The organism is Nocardia sp. NPDC004860, from assembly GCF_040609015.1.
GTDB lineage: Bacteria > Actinomycetota > Actinomycetes > Mycobacteriales > Mycobacteriaceae > Nocardia.
In genome coordinates this window covers 280729-298009 of record NZ_JBEXJI010000001.1, presented here as the reverse complement: position 1 = coordinate 298009, position 17281 = coordinate 280729, and the positions used below count along the sequence as shown (strand labels likewise).

The following is a 17281-nucleotide window of genomic DNA, read 5'->3' as shown; positions in this document are numbered from 1 at the left end:
CTACGCAAAAGTGCTGCGGTTGCCGTGTTCCATCTGGTCGAGCTTGTCGGCGGAATCGGTCAGCCCGCTGTGCAGATTCTTGAACGACTCGGCCAGCTTCTCGGTCCCGCTGGCCATGTTCTCGCTACTGGTGGAGAACCCCTTCGCGCCGTCGGCGAACTTGCCCCCGAAATCGTCATCGCCCCACCCGGCGGCCCCCGGCGAGACGGCCGCCCGCGCATTGTCTGCCATCGACTGCAAGCGGGCCTGAATATCCGCGGCGAACCCCGCGGCGTCGCGCACCGATTCCGGATTTACCTGCACTCTCCCGGCCATAAGATCGACTGTCCCACAACCGATCAGTGAACACAACATGAACGAGACGCGTCGCCCCGCGCCTGGCAAGATCAATCCCGAACCGCCCACCCCGGCCGAAGGAGCCCCCATGCCCGACACCCTCCCGCTGGCCCGGACCAACGCCGAGGCCCGCCTCTACCTCACCCTTCAACCCTGCCCCACCTGCGGCGAAACCCGCTGCCAATACCGCAGCGCGGTCATCACCACCGACGACGGCGACCTGGCCAGCCGCTACACCGGCGACTGCCCTCGCTGCGGCACCACCCGCACCTACGAATTCCGCCTCCCCGCCGACATCCTCCCGCCCCCCGCCGATTCGGTCCGCTTCGGCCTGGACAACCCCTCCGAACTCCTCGACCCCGGCGTCTGGCTCTGGTACTCCGACGTCTGCATCCGCCAGGTCCCGGCGACTTTCGAGGGCCTGGACGACCGCGCCGCGCGAGCCGCCCGCCACACCCTCGCCACGGCCCTGGCCGCAGTGGAGGAAACCCTCAAATTCCTCCCACCCACCGCCGACCGAATCCCCGCCTCCGCCTTCGTCTCCGACAAAGGCCGAGCCACCTACAACACCGAACCCGGCCGCTTCACCCGCCCCCGCCTAGAAGCCCTCCGCGACACCTACACCGCCGCCCTCACCCCCCGGTAATAACCCGCACCGCCGCATCTTTCGCAGCCTCATCCACCTCCCCCACCCGATACCCCCGGTTCGCAATGTGCCGCACCAGCTCCGCCTCCGGCGGCAACCCATGCTTATGCAGGTAATGCGACACGGGCCCCCGCTCAAACCCAAGTCCCATCGGTCCGGAAATTCAACGGCACATCCCGATCCGCCGGCACAAACTCATCCTGCTCAAAACTCCGAGCCGCCAACACAACCGGCGCCGACTCCAAATAGGCAAGCACCGCAGTCCGCACATTCCCCTCCAACACAGGCCGCTCCACCACCGGCCGCCCCTCACCATCCTTCCCGTCATACACCTTCGCCATCCGAGGCGGCTGCGGCGGAAGCTTCACGGTCGCTTCAACATTGGGCGCGGGCGCGAACGGATTGGGCGCCGGCGAGGCGGGCGCGAACGGATTCGGCGTAGGCATGGCCGGTGCGAACGGATTCGGAGCACTAACCGGCATCGCGACCGGCGGCGGCATGAATCCCGGCGCGTACCCCGGGAAGCCTGGCGCTTGTAGCCGAGGTGCGGCCAGATGCGCCACCAGGCTGGCGATGGTCGCGGCGATCGACACGATTACCGCCAGCAGCATGATGAAGTAGCCGATCGGGGTGGCGTCGAGGGCACTGAGAAAGCCCGTCCCGGACTTCTTGAAAAGCGCATGTGTCAGGGCGATTCCAAACACGATTCCAGCCGTGCTGGAACCGAGCATCCGAATCACTGGGCTGGTGACGCCCCGGCCCATGAACAGCAGCCCGGCGATAACGCAGCCTACGACCCCGGTGATCACCGGAAGTGCAATTGCGGCATTGACATGGAGGGGATATCCCTGATCAATGGCCGACTTCAGGGTCAGCGCCTCGGAACTGAAGGTCAGCAGTGCAGCCAGCACGAGGAACGTCGCCGAGACCCGATCGGCGACACCACCGGCCCCGTTCGGCGACCCGTTCGCCGTTTCGCGAATCGCCGCCGCAATGGCGGCAATCGCTCCGAAGAACGCCAGCACCAGCAGCCAGAAACCGAACCCGTAACTGACCCCGTCATACGACGCCACACTCGTCGAAATCGCCAGCGCGACGGCGATCACGCTCCCGGCCGCGAAGGTCCCGAACCACCGCACTCCCGGCCGTCGAACCCCTAGACCCGCGATGAGCAGCACTCCGCTCAGCGTGGCCAGCGCGGCCGCAACTTCGAATGCCGCCCCGACGACGAGGAATTCCGATCGCGATTGAGCATGCGCATTGAAGTAGTCGACCAGTTTCCACGCGAACAACTGCCAGCCGTTTCCGTGAATCCACCTATGTCCCAACTCCAAAACAGAAGCCGCGGCCATCAATACCCCGACCGCCAGCAGTAGCGCCCCCGCGATTCGCCAACCGACGGCACCTCGCTGTGCCGACACACTGACGACGCCGTCATTCTGCCTGTAGGTCATAGATTCGCGTCCCTCCCATCACCTGATTCACATCCATCGCCCGAAAAGCACCTCATCCCAGGCGATCCGGCCCCCACGCTATCGACAACCTCACCCCACAGCGAGTTGCGGCCCCAGCCCCACCCCCGGCAGGGTCATTGCATCCGAACGTGAGGGGGCCGCTCAATTGACAATCGTTTCGTGGCAATGGCCCCTGGTCTTCGCCCTGGTCGTGATCCGCCTCCTGGCCCCCGGCTGGCTGATCATGCTCACCCTCTGGACCCTGGGCCTCCCCGTCTTCATCGTCTGCGCCCCACTGCTTTTCGCGGCCTCACTGTCCACCCCCGACCAACACCCGCTCATACGACTGGCCGACATCCTCCTCCTTGTAGCCGCCTTCACCGTCCCCGATGGCGGCGACAACAGCGGCTACCACATCCCCCTGCTGACTCTGTTGAAGGGCAACCCTGAAATCGACGAAAAGAACCTGATAGGCAGGGCGCTCGTTTGGACCGGTATGGGCAGCGTCCTCGCCTACGCGGTCGTACTCCTCATCCTCTGGGCCAAGATCGGCGAGGCCCACGGCTGGATCACCCTAGGCTTCACCTAACCAAGATCAGGGAGCTCTCACCGTGGCAATTCGTCCGAATCACCACGCTGAGAGCTCCCTGATCTTGATGTCGTCGGAGTGTTCCCCCACCTCGTCTCAGGAGTACCCGGGCCGCTACGCAGCCGAAGGATGCACCTGCGGTCTTGCGGCGCTCGACATCGTAACGGCGCTGACCGGACACTGCCGTACACGGTACTGAGATCGACTACGCGTCGCCGGGCGTGGAAAGTGTTGCGACGCTGACGATTACAAGGTGTCGTTAAGGTGCTGAAAAGCTCCTGGCGATCAACTGTGTGTGTCGGAATTCCCGTTCCGGCACAACACTATTGACGAAAGCGAACATCATGAGACCGGCGTCTGCTGTCAAGATCGCACTCATGTGCGCCGCCACCGCCACCGCGGCGACCGCTATGGCCGCCCCCGCCCACGCCGACCTGTACCCGGGCGCGTGCCTGTACGTCGACAACCAAACATCTTCTACCGCCACCATCACCGTCCACAGCAGCATCGTCGGCGACATCGACTTCGACATCGACCCTTACCAACTGAGCTACCTGACCTACGACGGCAACCCGATCTCAACAGTCACCGGCGGCTGGAACATCAGCTACTCACCCAGCTACGCCCAGGGCTCCTGGCGCTACGAATCTGACTGGGCCCCAGCCTCCGACTGCAACGGCTCCTGGGTCTTCACCATGAGCTAGGGTCAGGCCGGATCGAGATGCGCATTCGCCGAGGTTCCGGTCCTGCTCCGCCGGTCGGCGCGCTGTGTGGCTGCTATCCGGCGAAGGCGTTGGCCGACAAGTGCAAAGGGCAACAGCTACTGCGAGCGTTTCAACTGGGCGGCCCGCTCCCTGATCTTCCGGTCGGACTCTTCCCTCCATCGCGCCGCATTGCTGCCGTCGAGCTGTCCGGCGAAGGCGCTGCGTGACTCCTCGACAAGTTCCTCGCTCGCGTTCGGATGCGCGCGGGCAATCGCATTGAGCGCGTCTCGGGTAGGTCGGTCGAGTCCGGTCTCGGTCCGAACGAGTCGTCCTTCCGACGCGCTCGCGAGCACCTGCTCGAATGTCTGCTGCAGCTGTTCCTTGCTCGGACGTCCACGTCGCATATCCGCCTCCTTCCGCCACCGGCTCTTCCAGGCGGATGGTCCCGCTACGGAATCGGAAGTAGGACGGCGATTGCCGGAGCATCAGCGAACCTTCGTGTGGCATGCCTACGGTCAGGCATCCTCGGGCCGCTTTCTGACGTAGGAAGGCAGGTATTGGCCGAAGAACTCCGCTACGGCCCCGGTGATCGGCCGGATTATCGACAGGGAGTAGTTCAGAACGAATCCGGCCATACCGTGACCGCCACCCCAGTACCGGTATTCGGGCTCGAGTTCATCCAACGGTTGCTGGTAGAGATCGCGTACCTTCAGGAAGTCGAGAAGTTGCAACAGACTCCATTTCGAGACCTCCGCCCCAGGATCCTCTGGCAGGACCGCTGTCCCCTCCCCATTGCTGCCTCGCACCTTTTCACCCTGGCTGAGCGCCTCGGCGGCTTTCAGATCGAAGAAGTGGTACGGCCCGGCGTGCTCGATGAACACCCACTCGTTGAACCGTGGATTCTCGTATACATCGCCGGTGGGCAGCTGGGCGACGAGGTTGGTGAAACCCAGTCCAGTACGACGAATCTCGTGGCTCTGCCCGTCTTCATCGAGCACGGTGATGGTGTCCTCGACAGTGGTGATCCAGTCGGTAATCGACTTCCGGAACTCCTCGCGCCTGTCGAATCCACGCACACACTCGAGATGAAACGGCCATTCGAAGAAATTCGCCTCATCGTCCCACGGTGCCAGGATCAGGTGATACGGCTGCACCGATTCGGCCCAGCCCTCCACCTCGAGAACGTATCGACCGCAAAAGTGACATACGTTGCTACCGTGGAACACTCGTCGCCTCTCCCCATCACCCACGTCGACCACTGACCGGTCCTCGGAGACTCCGCCCAGACTCCACGCACTCTATCCTTCCCTACCTATTGCCGCCGTGGCGACCCGACCAGGTACTTTGGCTCACTCCTGCTCGGCGAGGTGGCGAAGAGCAGCGAGGTCCGGTGCCGACTGTTCGATTGCGTCGGGTCCGATGATGCCGAAGCGGTCGTAGACGTATGGGGCGGCGTTCCGGCACTGCCGCAATGCCTCCTGTGACGAGGTGCCCGCACCAAAAGCGTCTCGTAGGCGAAGCTTCCACAAGCCGCCGGCGGCGATTCCGTCAGCGCCGGCGGCCGTACGGGGGAGGTAGTCGGCTGCGTTTTCCGTGGTCGCCGACCACAGATATCCGAGGACCGTATTTTCCCTGGTAACGGCGTAAAAGACGAGAGGAGAGGTGGTCTCGACCGGAAAGGGGGGTTTCGGGGGTGCCGAGACCAATGGACCCCAGCCGTTCGATCGATCATCTGGGGAACCGGTAGGCGAGGTACCGTCTTGAATCCAAGGCCCCTTTCCCAGCGGTACACCGGGGTTCAGTTGGAGCGCCAGATCCTGGATGGTGTCAGCCACCGCCACTTCCGTATCCGCCGCCACCTCACCGTATTCCGCGTCGGAAGGCCTGCCGATGAAATATCGGACGGCTTCCTCAGGAGAGAGCCCCATGGTGCAGGTTTCGGTGAGCCGGTTCTGCCAGTAGGAGGCTGCCTTGTTTCGATTGCCGTGCGCCGCCACACACGGCAGGAATCCCGCCGAGTTCCCGCCCCGTGAGCCGTAGAGGTAGCCGACCAGCTCTTCGCCTCGTGTCACAGGCACATAGTCGACCCGCAAACGGGTCCAGAACTCATACTTCGCCTGACGCGCGGCGTGGTCCCGTACTTCGCCCGGCGCGATGGTGTTCTCCGGTGTCACCGGTCCAAATCCCTTGTTGAACTTGGGATTGTCATCGACGATGCGCTCGGCGCGGCTGAGCGCATCGCGGGCACGCTGATCTGCCGCGGTCTGCCGGTCTATCTCATGTAACCGCTCGACAGTGATTCCCATTCGCGCCGCGGTTTGTTCGTCGACTTCCCGCTGCTTCTCCGGATCTGCGGGGTTCAACCAAGGTGGTGTCTGCATGGCAGTGCTACCCCTCCCATCTGCCGGTAATGATGCGTACCGCGATCTCTTTCGTGGCCTCGTCGATCTCCCCGAGTTGGTACCCACGATCAACGATGTGCTGCACCAATTCCGGCTCCGGCGGCAACCCATGCTTGCGCAGATAATGCGGCACCGACCCCGACCAGATCCACGCCCCATCGGTCCGAAAGTTCAGCGGCACATCACGATCGCCCGGAATGAACTCGTCCTCGTCGAAGCTGCGCGCGGCGAGCACGACCGGCGCACTTTCCAAATAGGTGATCAGCTGGTCCCGCACCTGGTCAGGCAGTACTTCTCGCACTGCCATCGGCCGCCCGCTATCGTCCCGCCCGTCATAAACCCGCGCCATGCGAAGTTGATCGGTTCCCTCGCTCACCACCCGAAACCTTCCTGCTCCCCCAACTCTGACTTCGCCGATCCTAGTCAAGAGCACCACCCACGTGCTCCTGGACGCCAGATCGCCGGACCGCCCCGACGGATTCGAGCAGGGTTCGCGACGTCTTGTTCAATGCGGAATCGGGCCTGGCAGGGCGGCAATGACAATGGCCGTGTAGTTCCTATGGCCTATATGAATAATTGCTTCGCCCGCAGGATCTCCGAGACCCGCTTGTTGTGGGCGGCGACGCGCTCCCTATCCGGTCGGGTCTGTTCAGGATCTTCGTAGATTCGCCGCCGCTCGTAGTTCTCGAGGAGCGTGGTCGACCCGTCCTCTCGGACCCGGCCGTGTGAGGAGGTTTCCCCGTCGTTGGCTGTCTGGAAGTAATCCAGGAAGTAGCCGGTCTCGTCGTGCTCGGCGCGGACGACAATCCGCTGGCGGGGAGACCCGTCCGGTGCGAGCAGCCCTATCCTGATCCCTAGCGGTAGAGGATCCGGGAGTGCGGCGATGTGGGTCGTCACCTGCGTCAGGGCCGCGACGAAGATATCCCGCACTGGACCCGGCACAGCTTCTTCCACGGTCATGACTGCGTGGTTCCTCTGACTTAGAAATAGAAACCCTTCGCCCGCAAGATCTCCGAGACCTTCTTGTTGTGGGCGGCGACCCGCTCCTCTTCCTGCCGGTCCTCTTCGGGATCAGCGAAGTATCGCGTCATTTGATAGTTCTCCAGTCGCGTGACCGAGCCGTCTTCACGGACCCGGCCGTGCGAGAAGGTTTCCCCGTCGTTGCTCTCCTGATAGAAGTCGAGGTAGTAGCCGGTCTCGTCGTGCTCAGCGCGGACGACAATCCGCTCACGAGAAGATCCGGCTGGCGCGGACAGCTCTATCCGGGTCCCCAGTGGCAGTGGATCCGGGAGCGCGGTGATGTGGGTCGTCCCCGGTTTCAGGGCCGCGACGAAGATGTCCCGTAGCGGAGCGGGCACCACTTCTTCCGACGTCATGAACGTCTCCTCCTGCTTCTGATCACCCGTTAGGGAACCGTGGGGGTAGTCGGCCCGGCTGACCCGAGTACCTCGAGCTCGATGACGTGGCCCGTCGTTCCGTCGGGCAACACATGCGGGGTCACGCTCACGACCCGCACCACCTTACCGGCCGGCAGCAGCAGCTCCTTGCCGTCATTGGGCGGGACCTTGTAGTGCAGCCCGTCGGCGAAGTCGGAGATGTCGTAAGCCACACCACCCCGGATCTTGAACAGAACGTTCTCCCCCGGCTGCTCCCACCAGGTCCCGCCGACCTCATCGGCCACCGAGCTGAACGCCTTCCACTTGATAACCGCTCCATCGGTATACGTCGCGAGGAAGTCGGGTAGGTCCCAGGGTTTGACGGACAGCGATCGGTAGACCTCGGACACTACGGCCGGAGGAAGCTTGCTCAAGGAGTCATTGACAGCTTGTTGCAGTTCGGCGACGGAGTCAACGTCCGTATCGGTGCGCAGCCGGCGGTTGAGTTCCTCGTAGTAGAGCTTGGTCGTGTACAGGTCGATGACGAGTACGTCGCCGTGTGGAATGCCGTACTGGCGGGCCAGACCCTCGAGGTCGGGCAGGTAGCGCTGACGGCTGCGGTCGTTGTGGTTGTCGACGATGTACTCGACAGCGACTTTCCTACTCACGCCGAACTTCTCCAGTGCGTGGATCAGCTTGTCGGGCACGATCGCGTCAACCTCCGCGAAGGTGATGTCGCGACGCGGCACCGCGGCCGGGTCGGCATGCTCACCGCGCAGCGGCAGTCCGTCGTTGTCGGTGCGCGCAGGCGGAGGGCGTCGTAGGCCGATATCGTCGGCCACCGCATTGACGTCGAGGCCCGCCTCGGTCATCAACGCCCGGCGTTGCATGGCCGGTCCGTCGTTGCGCAGGACGTCTTTGCCCGCCCGCAGCACACCCGCGTTCTCCAACTCGGTACGCAGCTTCGCCTTGGTGGCCGTCTGGTCGACGCCGGCCCGGTTCAGGTCGTCGCGGAGCTCCTCGATGCGCTCGATGCGCTCGACGTCGGCGCGGTTGAGTTCTCGCGCCGGACTGCCCGAGACCAGTGCGTCGCGGCTATGTGTGCGGAGCCGCGCTTCGTCGCGAACCTCTTGCGCGCGGTCGTCGATGTGTCGATCGCGCGCGCCGACGGGATCGAGGTCGCTCTTGTGTTCCTCATGTGTTCCCGGAGCGAATCCATCTTCTGTCGCACGGGTTTTGGTGCCGTCGGGGTGATGCGTTTCCCATTCGCCGTCGGGTGGGATGCGGGGGCGGCGGGTGCCGTCCGGGTGGGTTTCCGCGGTACTGGTGTAGAGGCGGCCTTGGGTGTCGGACCAGGCGGGTTTGGTGGGTGCCAGGACGTCTACGTCGAGGTGTGTGGCGAGGCGTGCTGCGAAGCCGTTGGTACCGGCGTCGCAGCCGATCAGTCGGATAGGCTTCTTGCCGTCCCAACCTGATTCGCGGAGGAGGTCGCCGAATTCTTCGGGGGTGTAGACCTTTCCGTTGATGTGAGCGTTGCCGTCCTTGTCGATGTGGACATCGGCGGTGAAGTGGTTGGGGTCCTCGGGGATCAGACCGGCAAGGTCGGACAGCGCCGCATCGTCGGGATGGAAGGACACACCGGCTTCGGTCTCGGTGGCGAGGTGTTCGGTGCGATCGCCTGAAAGGTCCTCGCGCCCAGTGTGATCAGCTGGTATCTCACGCAGAGGTGCATGTTCACTGGACTCGTAGAGGAACACGCGTGTCTTGCCGAACAAGCCCGAGTTCGGGTCCTCTTCCACACCGCGCACCTCGAATGTGGTGCCAGGCTTGAACAGCACTTCCTGCTCGCCCGGCCGTGCGGAGAGGGCGCTGATATCGCGACCCGACTCCGAGTGGATGATGAATTCGACGTTGCTGGTGAAGATTCGGCGAGAATCTCGAGAGGTGCTGGTGAAGGCGGGCTCGGTTACCTTCGCGCCGGGAACGTAGCGGGCGAGCTGCTCGGAGGTGAGATGCATTCCGCGCCAAACGGTGCCGTCGTACGCTGGCAGTTTCTCCAGTCCCGATGCGATATCGGCAGCGAGCTTCTGCTGCGCCGAGTCGAGTTCGAGCTCGTTGCGCAGGCGGTGATTCAGATCGCTGAATATGTCGGCATCCGGATCGGTATACCGATGTATCGCGGATTGCTCATCATGGGTGAGTTCCGTCGCAGTACGGTCCACATCGGGAATCGCGTTGTCTGCCAGGGTATCCGGATCATCGGCGAGCGGTGTTTCTTTGGACTGTTCATCGTGCGGTCTGGAGGTCTGGTTTTCGGCGTGCTCTTCGGTGTGCTGCTGTTCGCTGGTTTCGTGGCCAACAGCTTCCGGGCTGGATTTGCTACGAACCGCAGCGAGGTCTTCCACACTCGGCAGCAGATGCTCATGGTTCTGCTGAAGATAATTCGCGAGTGCAGCGTCGTGCTCGCCGAACAACCTCCACGGCGTTTCCCAGTTCTGCTGGTCGCGTAGTCCGAGCTTGTCGACGACGTCGCCGAGTTTCACACGTAGCCCAGGCAATTCGGCTGTGCGTGCGAGATCGTTGTGGGCCGCGACGATGTCGCTGATGTGACCCCCGAGCTCCTCGAAGCGATTCTTCAGATGCTGGGTCAGTGTCGCGGGTCGGTCTGAATCGAGTTCGTGCCGAGCTACACCCTCGTTGGCATGCTCCCCGGGCTCGGGTTTCAGCGGCGAGTGTTCGTGCGGCTCAACCGCATCACCCCAGGCGCGGCCAAGCTCACGATCATTCGGCAGCAGTTTCGCTTTAATCAGATAGTCGGCGCCTGCGGCATTCGGTCCAGTAGGTTCGGCTATGACATCGGTGATGACATACGGTGTTCGCCGCCCGACCAGGAGCTCGCCCTCATAAGGGTACGAACTTTCTCGGCCCAGCCAGACGGCGGGTGTTCCTTCCGGAATCTCGATTTCCAGGACGTAGCGTGGAGATCCTGGCGGTGTCGCGCCGAGCGTGGTCGACAAATAGCCCTCGTCGGTTTGGACCGTGCCTGCGAGCTGCATCGGATCTCGGCTCCCGAGCAACTCACCATCCGGGCCGCGCATGAATTCGACGGACTTGATGCCGCGTACGGCGACAAGGTTTTCCGGCAGCGGCTGAGAGGTCGCACGGTCGAGCGTCGCGACGTAATCCCGGAGCGATTCGACCGTCGGCTCGCCGCCCAGCTGCCGCTGCATCTTCTCGTAGTGCTTGGCATCCTCCCAGATGCTTTCCAGCACACCCTGCCGGTAGGGGTCGTTGAGGATCTCGTCGAGGAGTTCCCGATTCCGTTCGATTGCCGCACGCTGCGCTTCGGAAAGATCCGGACGATTGACGTGCGCCTCGAGCTTGTTGGCGTTCGGTGCGTAGTGCCCACCGAAGATCTCTTTCACCGCATTGCGCTGTTGCAAGGCATTCGCCTGCTTGTCCAGCTCGTGCTGTGGATTCTCCATCCGGAGCAGATCATTGATAGCCGAATTCCATGAGTAGCTGCGCAGACTCTCTAGCTCGTCGTGCGGCAACGCATCTCGGATCGGGCCGAATTCGGTTTCGCCGTACTCCCTGCCGCCGTCATTGTTCTCGAACCGGCGGAAACTCTCATCCTGTGACGGCTCTGCGGCGACTACATGCGGATCGGAGGACAACACCTCGCCGGGAGCATCGTGCTCGGCCGTGGTCCTCGGTTCTGTGTGGGATCGCGCAGGCGCTTCCTCTGCTGGAGGTAACAGGTCATGGCCGTAGGTCGCAAGGTAGTCGGCCAGTTTGGAGTCGTGTTCGCGGAACAGCCGCCATGCGTTGGGTTCGGTCTCGGGATTGCGCAGGCCGAGTTCATCGAAGCGGGTGGCCATTTCCTGGCGCAACTGCGGCAGCTCGTCGGCTCGGGCCGGATCACCGAATGCCTCGACGACTTTCTTCGCGCTGTTGCGAAGCTCTTCGAAGTTGCTGCTGAGCTCTGGTGTCAGCCTTGTGGGGTGCGACGTGATGTCAGGAGTTGCCTCGACGGAGTACGGTCCTGGACTCGGAGCATCGTCGAGACTCATGGCTCGAATGTCTTCGGTGTGCCCGGGCTTGGACGGCGTCTCCTGGCGCGGCGCGTCGGTAGCGGGTGCTTGATCAGGAGAGAAGTTCCGCGGCGCGGAGCCTTCCACAGCAGGCTGGGCCTCCAGGCCGTCGACCGGGACGACGAATCCACGATCGTTGAAGGGACCGCCGGCCGGATACTCGCCGGGCGGAACATCGAGAAGGCCCTTGTTCGTGAAGAACCGGACTTGCCCGTCGCGGCTCACCACTGCCTCGATATGCGGTGTGAACTTGGACTGGAGGTCCTGCCGCATGCTGTTCGTGGTGGTTCTGCGGAGCCTGAGCTCTTCTTCGCTCGGTGGTCCGGGAAGTCGATCCTCAGGATGTGTGTGCAGCACGAACCGGTACTCACCGCGTAGATCGTCGGGAATTCTGCTTCGGCTCTGCTCGCCGCGGAAGAGGCGCAAGTCGCCCTTCGCATTCTGGACGATGGCGTGTTCGACGCCCGAGAACTGTTGCAGCTCGGTGAGATGCCCGACATTCACTTCGCCGGGTCGAAGCGGAATGTATTCGGCTTCGGCGAGCGAATTCACCAGGTGCTTGGCCTTCGGCGAAAGCTCGTCGAAGGTGATCAGCCCACCGTCCATCCGGGAGTTGGACTTGTAGTGCGACGCCATTTCCCGGCTGTCTTCGCCGTGTGAAGCGGTATCCGGCTGGTGCGCTTCAGGATCCGACCTGCTGACCGCCGGTGAAGCTTGGTCAGGATCCTTCGCGACACCGTGGTTTTTGGGAGCGCTGGCCACATGTTCGCCAGGCTGGTCTTTGGCGACGCTCGTTGCCTGTCGGGATTGCTTGGTTACCGTCGCCATTTCAGGCCTCCGGGCCGACGGGGTGTCCGGTTGGCCGCGTGTCTCTTTCGCAGGCTGAATAGGCTCGGCCGAATTGTGAGAAGCGCTGCGTTCTTCGACCTCGGTTGTCAGACCGGTCGACTGCTGCTCGGTCTCCTTCTGGTTCTTGGCCGACGATTCATGAGTCTCGAGCTCCGGTTCGTGGGGAGACGGACGTTCCCGCGACTCGACGTGATCGCCTGCGCGATCATGCAACTCAGATCTGCCGTCTTCACGGAGGAGGTCAGCCCCGCGCTCGGATTCGTCTAGTACTTGTGGATCAGGTGTGCGGGCCAGATCCCGTTCTTCCGGTTGGCGACCACCCAACCCATCGCCTGGCTTGCTGGTTCCGGCATCCCCTCCACGTTCGTCCGAGCGTGGAGGGTTTCCTTGTTCACGATCAGCTGGAGTTCCGTGGTCGGCGCCGGGGGTTCGGTCAGAGACTCCGCGGTCACCCGGTATTCGATCTCGGTCTGATCCTCCCGCGTCCGTTGGATGTTCAGCTTCCACCGGTGCGGGTAGATCTGTCCGCCCGCGGGCATCGGTTCGCCCGTCCGAATCGACTGGTCGTACATCCTGCCCCAAGTGATCGGTGGCCTCGCGCTGCCGTAGCCCGTCACCACTCCCGTCCGGGCGTCCACTATGCAGCATCCCCCCGTTCCCGGACTCTGCCTCGCTTCGGCCTGTTCCGCCGGAGTCATCGGCTTCCAGCAGACCCATGCGAACTCGGTCTGGTAGATGTTGATCTCCCGGTCCGGCGGGAAGATGCGAGCCTGCCGGAGATACTCCGCCACCTGCTCCCGAGTGCGCAGCTCCTGCACCTGTGATGCCTCCGTTCGGGTCGATAGCGATGAAAGACAGCGAAGCCGAATCTAGCTGCATGTCCAGCGGAGGTTTATCCGACATGGTTCCCATTTGGGGGTCCCACCAGACCGGACCCGATGCTCCACGCGGGTAGACGACCACCGTTGCGTGAGAACCGTCGAGCGTAGGTGTCCCATCGGGTTCATACAGGAGGTTGCCGTTGGCATCGCGCGCATGCCACGTGTTGACGACCAGAGCGGCGGACATTTCGCCCTGCTGACTGATGTGATCATGGAGCCAGGCGAATTGGTCGATAACAGGAGTCGGGCTGTTGAGAGGCCACGACAATTCGTGGTCCCCCAGCCAGTACATCGCTCGATTCATCCCACGGTGTTCGCCCGCCGGATTGAACTCGCCACTGGGCAGTTTGTCTTCGTAACGCGGAAGACCAACTTGGGGCTCGCCATAGAACGACGACAGCGCCGAGAGGCTCTGGTCGAGACAGTTGTATCGGCGTACATCGGTGTGTGGGCCGCCGTCATTGATCAACTTGCCGTACGGATTGGTTCGAGGGTCGGCTCCGACCAGGAATCGGTCGCCGTCGCGCAACGCATCCTCTACGTCCCACTGGTACTGCGGGTCTTCCAGATCACCCAGCCGCCTCGGCCCGATTGTTCGAGTCTCGGGCAGTCCGGTCAACAGATTGTCGGTATTGGCGTGCGCGATGTCATTGCTGATGTGGCGCAGGTCGATATCGGTCAGTCCGCGGTCGTCCTTGCGCAACCCGAGGTGTTCGCGCAGTCGCTCAGCGAGTACATCCGACGGGGTCTCGCGATGCCAGACATGCGGATCGGCGTTCTCGTGCGGGTTGCCGACAGTGGCCTTCAGATGTGCCGCGGCGGGGTCATCGACGAATTCGAGTTCGACGCGAAGACGATCTCCGCTGAGCAACCGTTCACCGGTGTTGAAGGCGCGGTCGGATGTGCTGTGCAGCTGGCCGATGATCTCCCGCAGATGTTCCGGCGGCACGCTCCCGATTTCTTCGAGATGCACCTTGACGGTGAGAGTCGTCAGCTTCTCGTCGGGTCCATAGCTGAAGCGGCGTGCCTCGTATGCCGTTGTGGGGGTGGGTGATCCGCCATCGCGCGGGCTGACACCAGTGGGCTTGGCGGCTTCGGCGTTCTGTTCCTTGTAGAAATCCTCGAAATCGGCCTTTGCCCTGGCAACGGACGGATCACGTTCGACGCCGGTGATCTTGTCGATGCGACTGCGTACCTCGAGCGGATGCTCGGCGGCCGGATGTGGCATCGGGGTGACGAGGAGCGCCGGTGCGTCCGGCCCAGGTTCGTCGTGCTGCGCCGCATGATCCGATCCGGTATTGCCCGGTTCTTCCTTCGGCACTTGATGATCGCCATTCAGTGGCTGTGTGCCGGGTTTTCCGTCGCTAGGGGAGTGGCCGGTGATCGGATCCGGGCGGTCAGCGCTCGGCGCGTTGTCGGTGGGGGCAGCGCGAGTGGGTGTGCCGTTGTCTGGCGGGACTTCCGTCCGAGTCGGATGTACCTCGGTGGGGCGTATTGCAGTCGGCTGTGCAGCGGGCTCGGCGCGCACTGCCGATTCCGGGGCACGTACCTCCGGTGTCCGTGCTGTCGGAGTGGGTGCGGGCTTGTCCTGCGTGCCCGCGACAAAATTCGACTTCTGTTCGGCAGGGGCGACATTGGCCGCTCTCGCAGGGCTGTCTACCGTCGGACGTGCAGAGGTGGTGTCCTTGGGGGCAACGGACTCGCCAGGACGGTCGCTCGGGGAGACCGGGCGCGTTCCGCTGTCCGCCAACTTGGACCCGGTATCGACGGGCCGACCGGTGCTATCTGGTGTCCGGGTGGCTGTGTCGGCTGGACGGCTGTGGTCGACCAGACCAGAACGCGGCTGCTCTGTTGCCTGCGGAGTCGTATTCGCCGGTGCGGCACGGTTTTCCGTGCCCGTGGCCAGATCGGCCTTCGCCGGTTGCTGCCCGTTCTCGCGGGCGCTCGTGTCGTGTGCCGCGGCCGGGCTGTCGTGCGTCGGATTCGCTTCCGGTGTGAGCTTGGTCGGGGCGTCGGCTGGAACGCCTTTCGCCAGTGAGCCACTGGGTTCGCCGGTGCTGGGAACACCGCCGTGTTCCTTGCCCGCTGCTTTCATGCCACCCAGGCCGCCCATGGCGAGGCCACCCGCCAGCAGCTGTGGGCTCAGGGATTTGTCGACGTCGTGCCAGTTTCCCTTGTCGTAGTACTGAACTCCGAGGCCGGCCCCGTACATGCCGAAGGCCCCGGCAACTCCGCCGATGCCGCCGGATACGAACCCACCGAGCCGCGGGGTCAGGCCGGGGAGCGTTCGTTTGAGTGCTGCGTCCGCCAGCGTGTGGGCGGGTGCGCCGACCAAACCGCCTACGCCCCATTCGATACCGGTCGTGAACGTCTGCTTGAGGTCGAATCCGTCGTCTCGGTGCCCCATCCCCAACTGGATCGCCTGGATACCGGCATCGAGACCCGCGCCCATGCCACCGGCGATCACGGCGCCCTTGCCGATCTGAAGGGCGGTCGGGGCGATCCGCTTGGCCAGCGGGACGACGATTTCCTTCGACAACGGCTTCGCCATCGACTCCAGGGCGGCCCGGCTGGCAAGCGCGGCAATGCGTTTCATCATCGATTCCGCGAAGACCGCCAGGCCCTCCCGGGCAAGGGCGAGGTACGCGGGGACGAGCACCTCGCCCCACAGCGAGACCATGAGGGATCCCACGGTCCACAGCGTGAGAAGCGCGAAGGCTTCTTCTTGAATCTTTGTGTACTCGATCGTGGTCGCCGTGGAACGGGTGTCATGCCCCAACGAATGCAGGTTCGATACCAGTTTCTGGATCGAATAGTCCTTGCCGTCGAACAGCGTGGCGAATTCTTCGGAGATCTTGGTCGCGCCATCGCCCTCGTAGTACTGCGGAACCTTGCCGGTAACCGATCTCAGCTCGGGTTCGAGCTTTTCGAGTTCGCTGGCCGCCTTGTTCCACGCGTCGCCGAGCGCGAACAGCGCCTCCTCATCACCTTCGGGATACGCCATTCCGAAGTTGAGGGCCTGCATGAGCCAGCCCGGCAGGAGGTCTCCGCCCTTGGTCCATAACGACATTGATCACCACTCGGGAGCGGCGATGCTCGATCGATTTCGAGCGTCGTGTTCCCAGTCCTCGACATCGGTGAATTCTGGTGCCGATCCGTCCGGAGCGTCGCGTTCCGGTGATCCGGGAGGCGCGGTCGAGATCTCGGGTGGCGTCGGGATCATTGCCTGGATATCGGGCATGGCCGGGAAGAACTCGGACATAGCGGGGATGTGCGCTTGCTCGCGCTGCAGGGCCGCCATGATCTCCTGAGATTTCTGGCGTACCTGGGCCGCGGCCTCTTGAGTGGCGGTCGTCACCGCCGCGGCGATCTCCGAGAACGGGAGATCGTCTACGTCGTCACTGAATTCGGTCTTGATGACCACTCCGTCGGCATTGACGGTGATGGTCACCCGCCGCCCGCCCGCTTGCGCGGTCGCGGTCAGCCGAGCGCGATCCTCTTGCGCCCGTGCGACCGACGCGAAGCCGCCTTGCACCATCTCGAGCAGCTCGGCCAGTCGGGACTTCTCCGCCTCGTTTGCCATACCTGATCGACGCCGCTCAGTACTTGAAACGGTCGGCGTTGTTCTCTTCGGTGGTCTCCAACGATGTGGCGCCGTCCCTGAGACCCTTCGAATACTCGCGCAGTCGCGCGGCCTTGGATTTCAGGACATCTTCGAGATTGGCCGACCGCTTCTTGTAGCCACTGTCCCCCTCGGCGAAGGGACGGCCGTACTCGTCGTCTCCCCAGCAGCCGTCATGGGCTTTCGAGGCGGCGTCGACAGCGGCCAGGATCGTATCGATCTGCGTGGATACGCTATCGAGCCCGTCTGCGGTCGAACGCATTCCGGCAACTTCGACCCGAACCTTGTCTGCTGTCATGGCAATCCCCCGATGTGCTGGTACCGACCA

14 protein-coding genes are annotated in these 17281 nt (G+C 63.4%); 3 read left to right on the top strand and 11 right to left on the bottom strand.

Annotated features, from left to right (window positions below; translation table 11 throughout):
* Positions 1-315, bottom strand: a complete 315-nt coding sequence (locus tag ABZV44_RS01340) for a hypothetical protein (RefSeq protein WP_354830468.1) — start codon at positions 313-315, stop codon at positions 1-3.
* A 109-nt stretch (positions 316-424) separates the two neighbouring features.
* On the opposite strand from ABZV44_RS01340, the gene ABZV44_RS01335 reads away from it, so the two are divergent.
* Positions 425-982 (top strand): hypothetical protein, encoded by a 558-nt coding sequence (locus ABZV44_RS01335; protein WP_354830467.1) that lies wholly within the window; start codon positions 425-427, stop codon positions 980-982.
* A gap of 134 nt (positions 983-1116) precedes the next feature.
* Here ABZV44_RS01335 and ABZV44_RS01330 read toward each other — a convergent pair whose 3' ends face one another.
* Positions 1117-2436: a hypothetical protein gene (locus tag ABZV44_RS01330; RefSeq protein WP_354830465.1), complete on the bottom strand. Its 1320-nt coding sequence runs from the start codon at positions 2434-2436 to the stop codon at positions 1117-1119.
* 166 nt (positions 2437-2602) lie between these two features.
* Here ABZV44_RS01330 and ABZV44_RS01325 point away from each other — a divergent pair, with 166 nt between their 5' ends.
* Together ABZV44_RS01325 and ABZV44_RS01320 are read left to right on the top strand one after the other, a co-directional pair.
* Positions 2603-3025 carry a hypothetical protein gene (locus ABZV44_RS01325; protein ID WP_354830464.1) on the top strand — a complete coding sequence of 141 codons (423 nt, stop codon included), beginning with the start codon at positions 2603-2605 and terminating at the stop codon, positions 3023-3025.
* A gap of 344 nt (positions 3026-3369) precedes the next feature.
* Positions 3370-3729 (top strand): hypothetical protein, encoded by a 360-nt coding sequence (locus tag ABZV44_RS01320; RefSeq protein ID WP_354830462.1) that lies wholly within the window; start codon positions 3370-3372, stop codon positions 3727-3729.
* A 116-nt stretch (positions 3730-3845) separates the two neighbouring features.
* Here the strand turns inward: ABZV44_RS01320 and ABZV44_RS01315 are convergent, their stop codons facing one another.
* The 9 genes from ABZV44_RS01315 to ABZV44_RS01275 all read right to left on the bottom strand — a co-directional run bounded on the left by ABZV44_RS01315 (position 3846) and on the right by ABZV44_RS01275 (position 17251).
* Positions 3846-4133, bottom strand: coding sequence for a hypothetical protein (locus ABZV44_RS01315; protein ID WP_354830461.1), 288 nt, complete (start codon positions 4131-4133; stop codon positions 3846-3848).
* A gap of 111 nt (positions 4134-4244) precedes the next feature.
* Positions 4245-4904 (bottom strand): hypothetical protein, encoded by a 660-nt coding sequence (locus ABZV44_RS01310; RefSeq protein ID WP_354830459.1) that lies wholly within the window; start codon positions 4902-4904, stop codon positions 4245-4247.
* Between the two features lie 174 nt (positions 4905-5078).
* A complete protein-coding gene (locus ABZV44_RS01305) occupies positions 5079-6110 on the bottom strand; it encodes a hypothetical protein (RefSeq protein ID WP_354830457.1) in 1032 nt (343 codons plus the stop codon).
* Between the two features lie 7 nt (positions 6111-6117).
* The gene (locus ABZV44_RS01300) at positions 6118-6507 is read right to left on the bottom strand and encodes a hypothetical protein (RefSeq protein ID WP_354830455.1); all 390 of its coding nucleotides are present in this window, start codon (positions 6505-6507) and stop codon (positions 6118-6120) included.
* Positions 6508-6695: 188 nt separating this feature from the next.
* Positions 6696-7091: a hypothetical protein gene (locus tag ABZV44_RS01295; protein ID WP_354830453.1), complete on the bottom strand. Its 396-nt coding sequence runs from the start codon at positions 7089-7091 to the stop codon at positions 6696-6698.
* Positions 7092-7111: 20 nt separating this feature from the next.
* Positions 7112-7507 (bottom strand): hypothetical protein, encoded by a 396-nt coding sequence (locus tag ABZV44_RS01290; protein WP_354830451.1) that lies wholly within the window; start codon positions 7505-7507, stop codon positions 7112-7114.
* Between the two features lie 29 nt (positions 7508-7536).
* Positions 7537-16401, bottom strand: coding sequence for an ADP-ribosyltransferase (locus ABZV44_RS01285; protein ID WP_354830449.1), 8865 nt, complete (start codon positions 16399-16401; stop codon positions 7537-7539).
* Between the two features lie 3 nt (positions 16402-16404).
* Positions 16405-16914 carry a YbaB/EbfC family nucleoid-associated protein gene (locus tag ABZV44_RS01280; protein WP_354830447.1) on the bottom strand — a complete coding sequence of 170 codons (510 nt, stop codon included), beginning with the start codon at positions 16912-16914 and terminating at the stop codon, positions 16405-16407.
* A gap of 16 nt (positions 16915-16930) precedes the next feature.
* On the bottom strand, positions 16931-17251 hold the full coding sequence (locus ABZV44_RS01275) for a type VII secretion target (RefSeq protein WP_354830445.1): 321 nt from the start codon (positions 17249-17251) through the stop codon (positions 16931-16933).
* Positions 17252-17281 lie beyond the last annotated feature (30 nt).

Coding starts and splice junctions, on each gene's coding strand:
- ABZV44_RS01295 (WP_354830453.1), bottom strand. CDS start 7,091: ATGACCGTGGAAGAAGCTGTGCCGGGTCCAGTGCGGGATATCTTCGTC.
- ABZV44_RS01275 (WP_354830445.1), bottom strand. CDS start 17,251: ATGACAGCAGACAAGGTTCGGGTCGAAGTTGCCGGAATGCGTTCGACC.
- ABZV44_RS01285 (WP_354830449.1), bottom strand. CDS start 16,401: ATGTCGTTATGGACCAAGGGCGGAGACCTCCTGCCGGGCTGGCTCATG.
- ABZV44_RS01340 (WP_354830468.1), bottom strand. CDS start 315: ATGGCCGGGAGAGTGCAGGTAAATCCGGAATCGGTGCGCGACGCCGCG.
- ABZV44_RS01315 (WP_354830461.1), bottom strand. CDS start 4,133: ATGCGACGTGGACGTCCGAGCAAGGAACAGCTGCAGCAGACATTCGAG.
- ABZV44_RS01305 (WP_354830457.1), bottom strand. CDS start 6,110: ATGCAGACACCACCTTGGTTGAACCCCGCAGATCCGGAGAAGCAGCGG.
- ABZV44_RS01335 (WP_354830467.1), top strand. CDS start 425: ATGCCCGACACCCTCCCGCTGGCCCGGACCAACGCCGAGGCCCGCCTC.
- ABZV44_RS01330 (WP_354830465.1), bottom strand. CDS start 2,436: ATGACCTACAGGCAGAATGACGGCGTCGTCAGTGTGTCGGCACAGCGA.
- ABZV44_RS01280 (WP_354830447.1), bottom strand. CDS start 16,914: ATGGCAAACGAGGCGGAGAAGTCCCGACTGGCCGAGCTGCTCGAGATG.
- ABZV44_RS01320 (WP_354830462.1), top strand. CDS start 3,370: ATGAGACCGGCGTCTGCTGTCAAGATCGCACTCATGTGCGCCGCCACC.
- ABZV44_RS01290 (WP_354830451.1), bottom strand. CDS start 7,507: ATGACGTCGGAAGAAGTGGTGCCCGCTCCGCTACGGGACATCTTCGTC.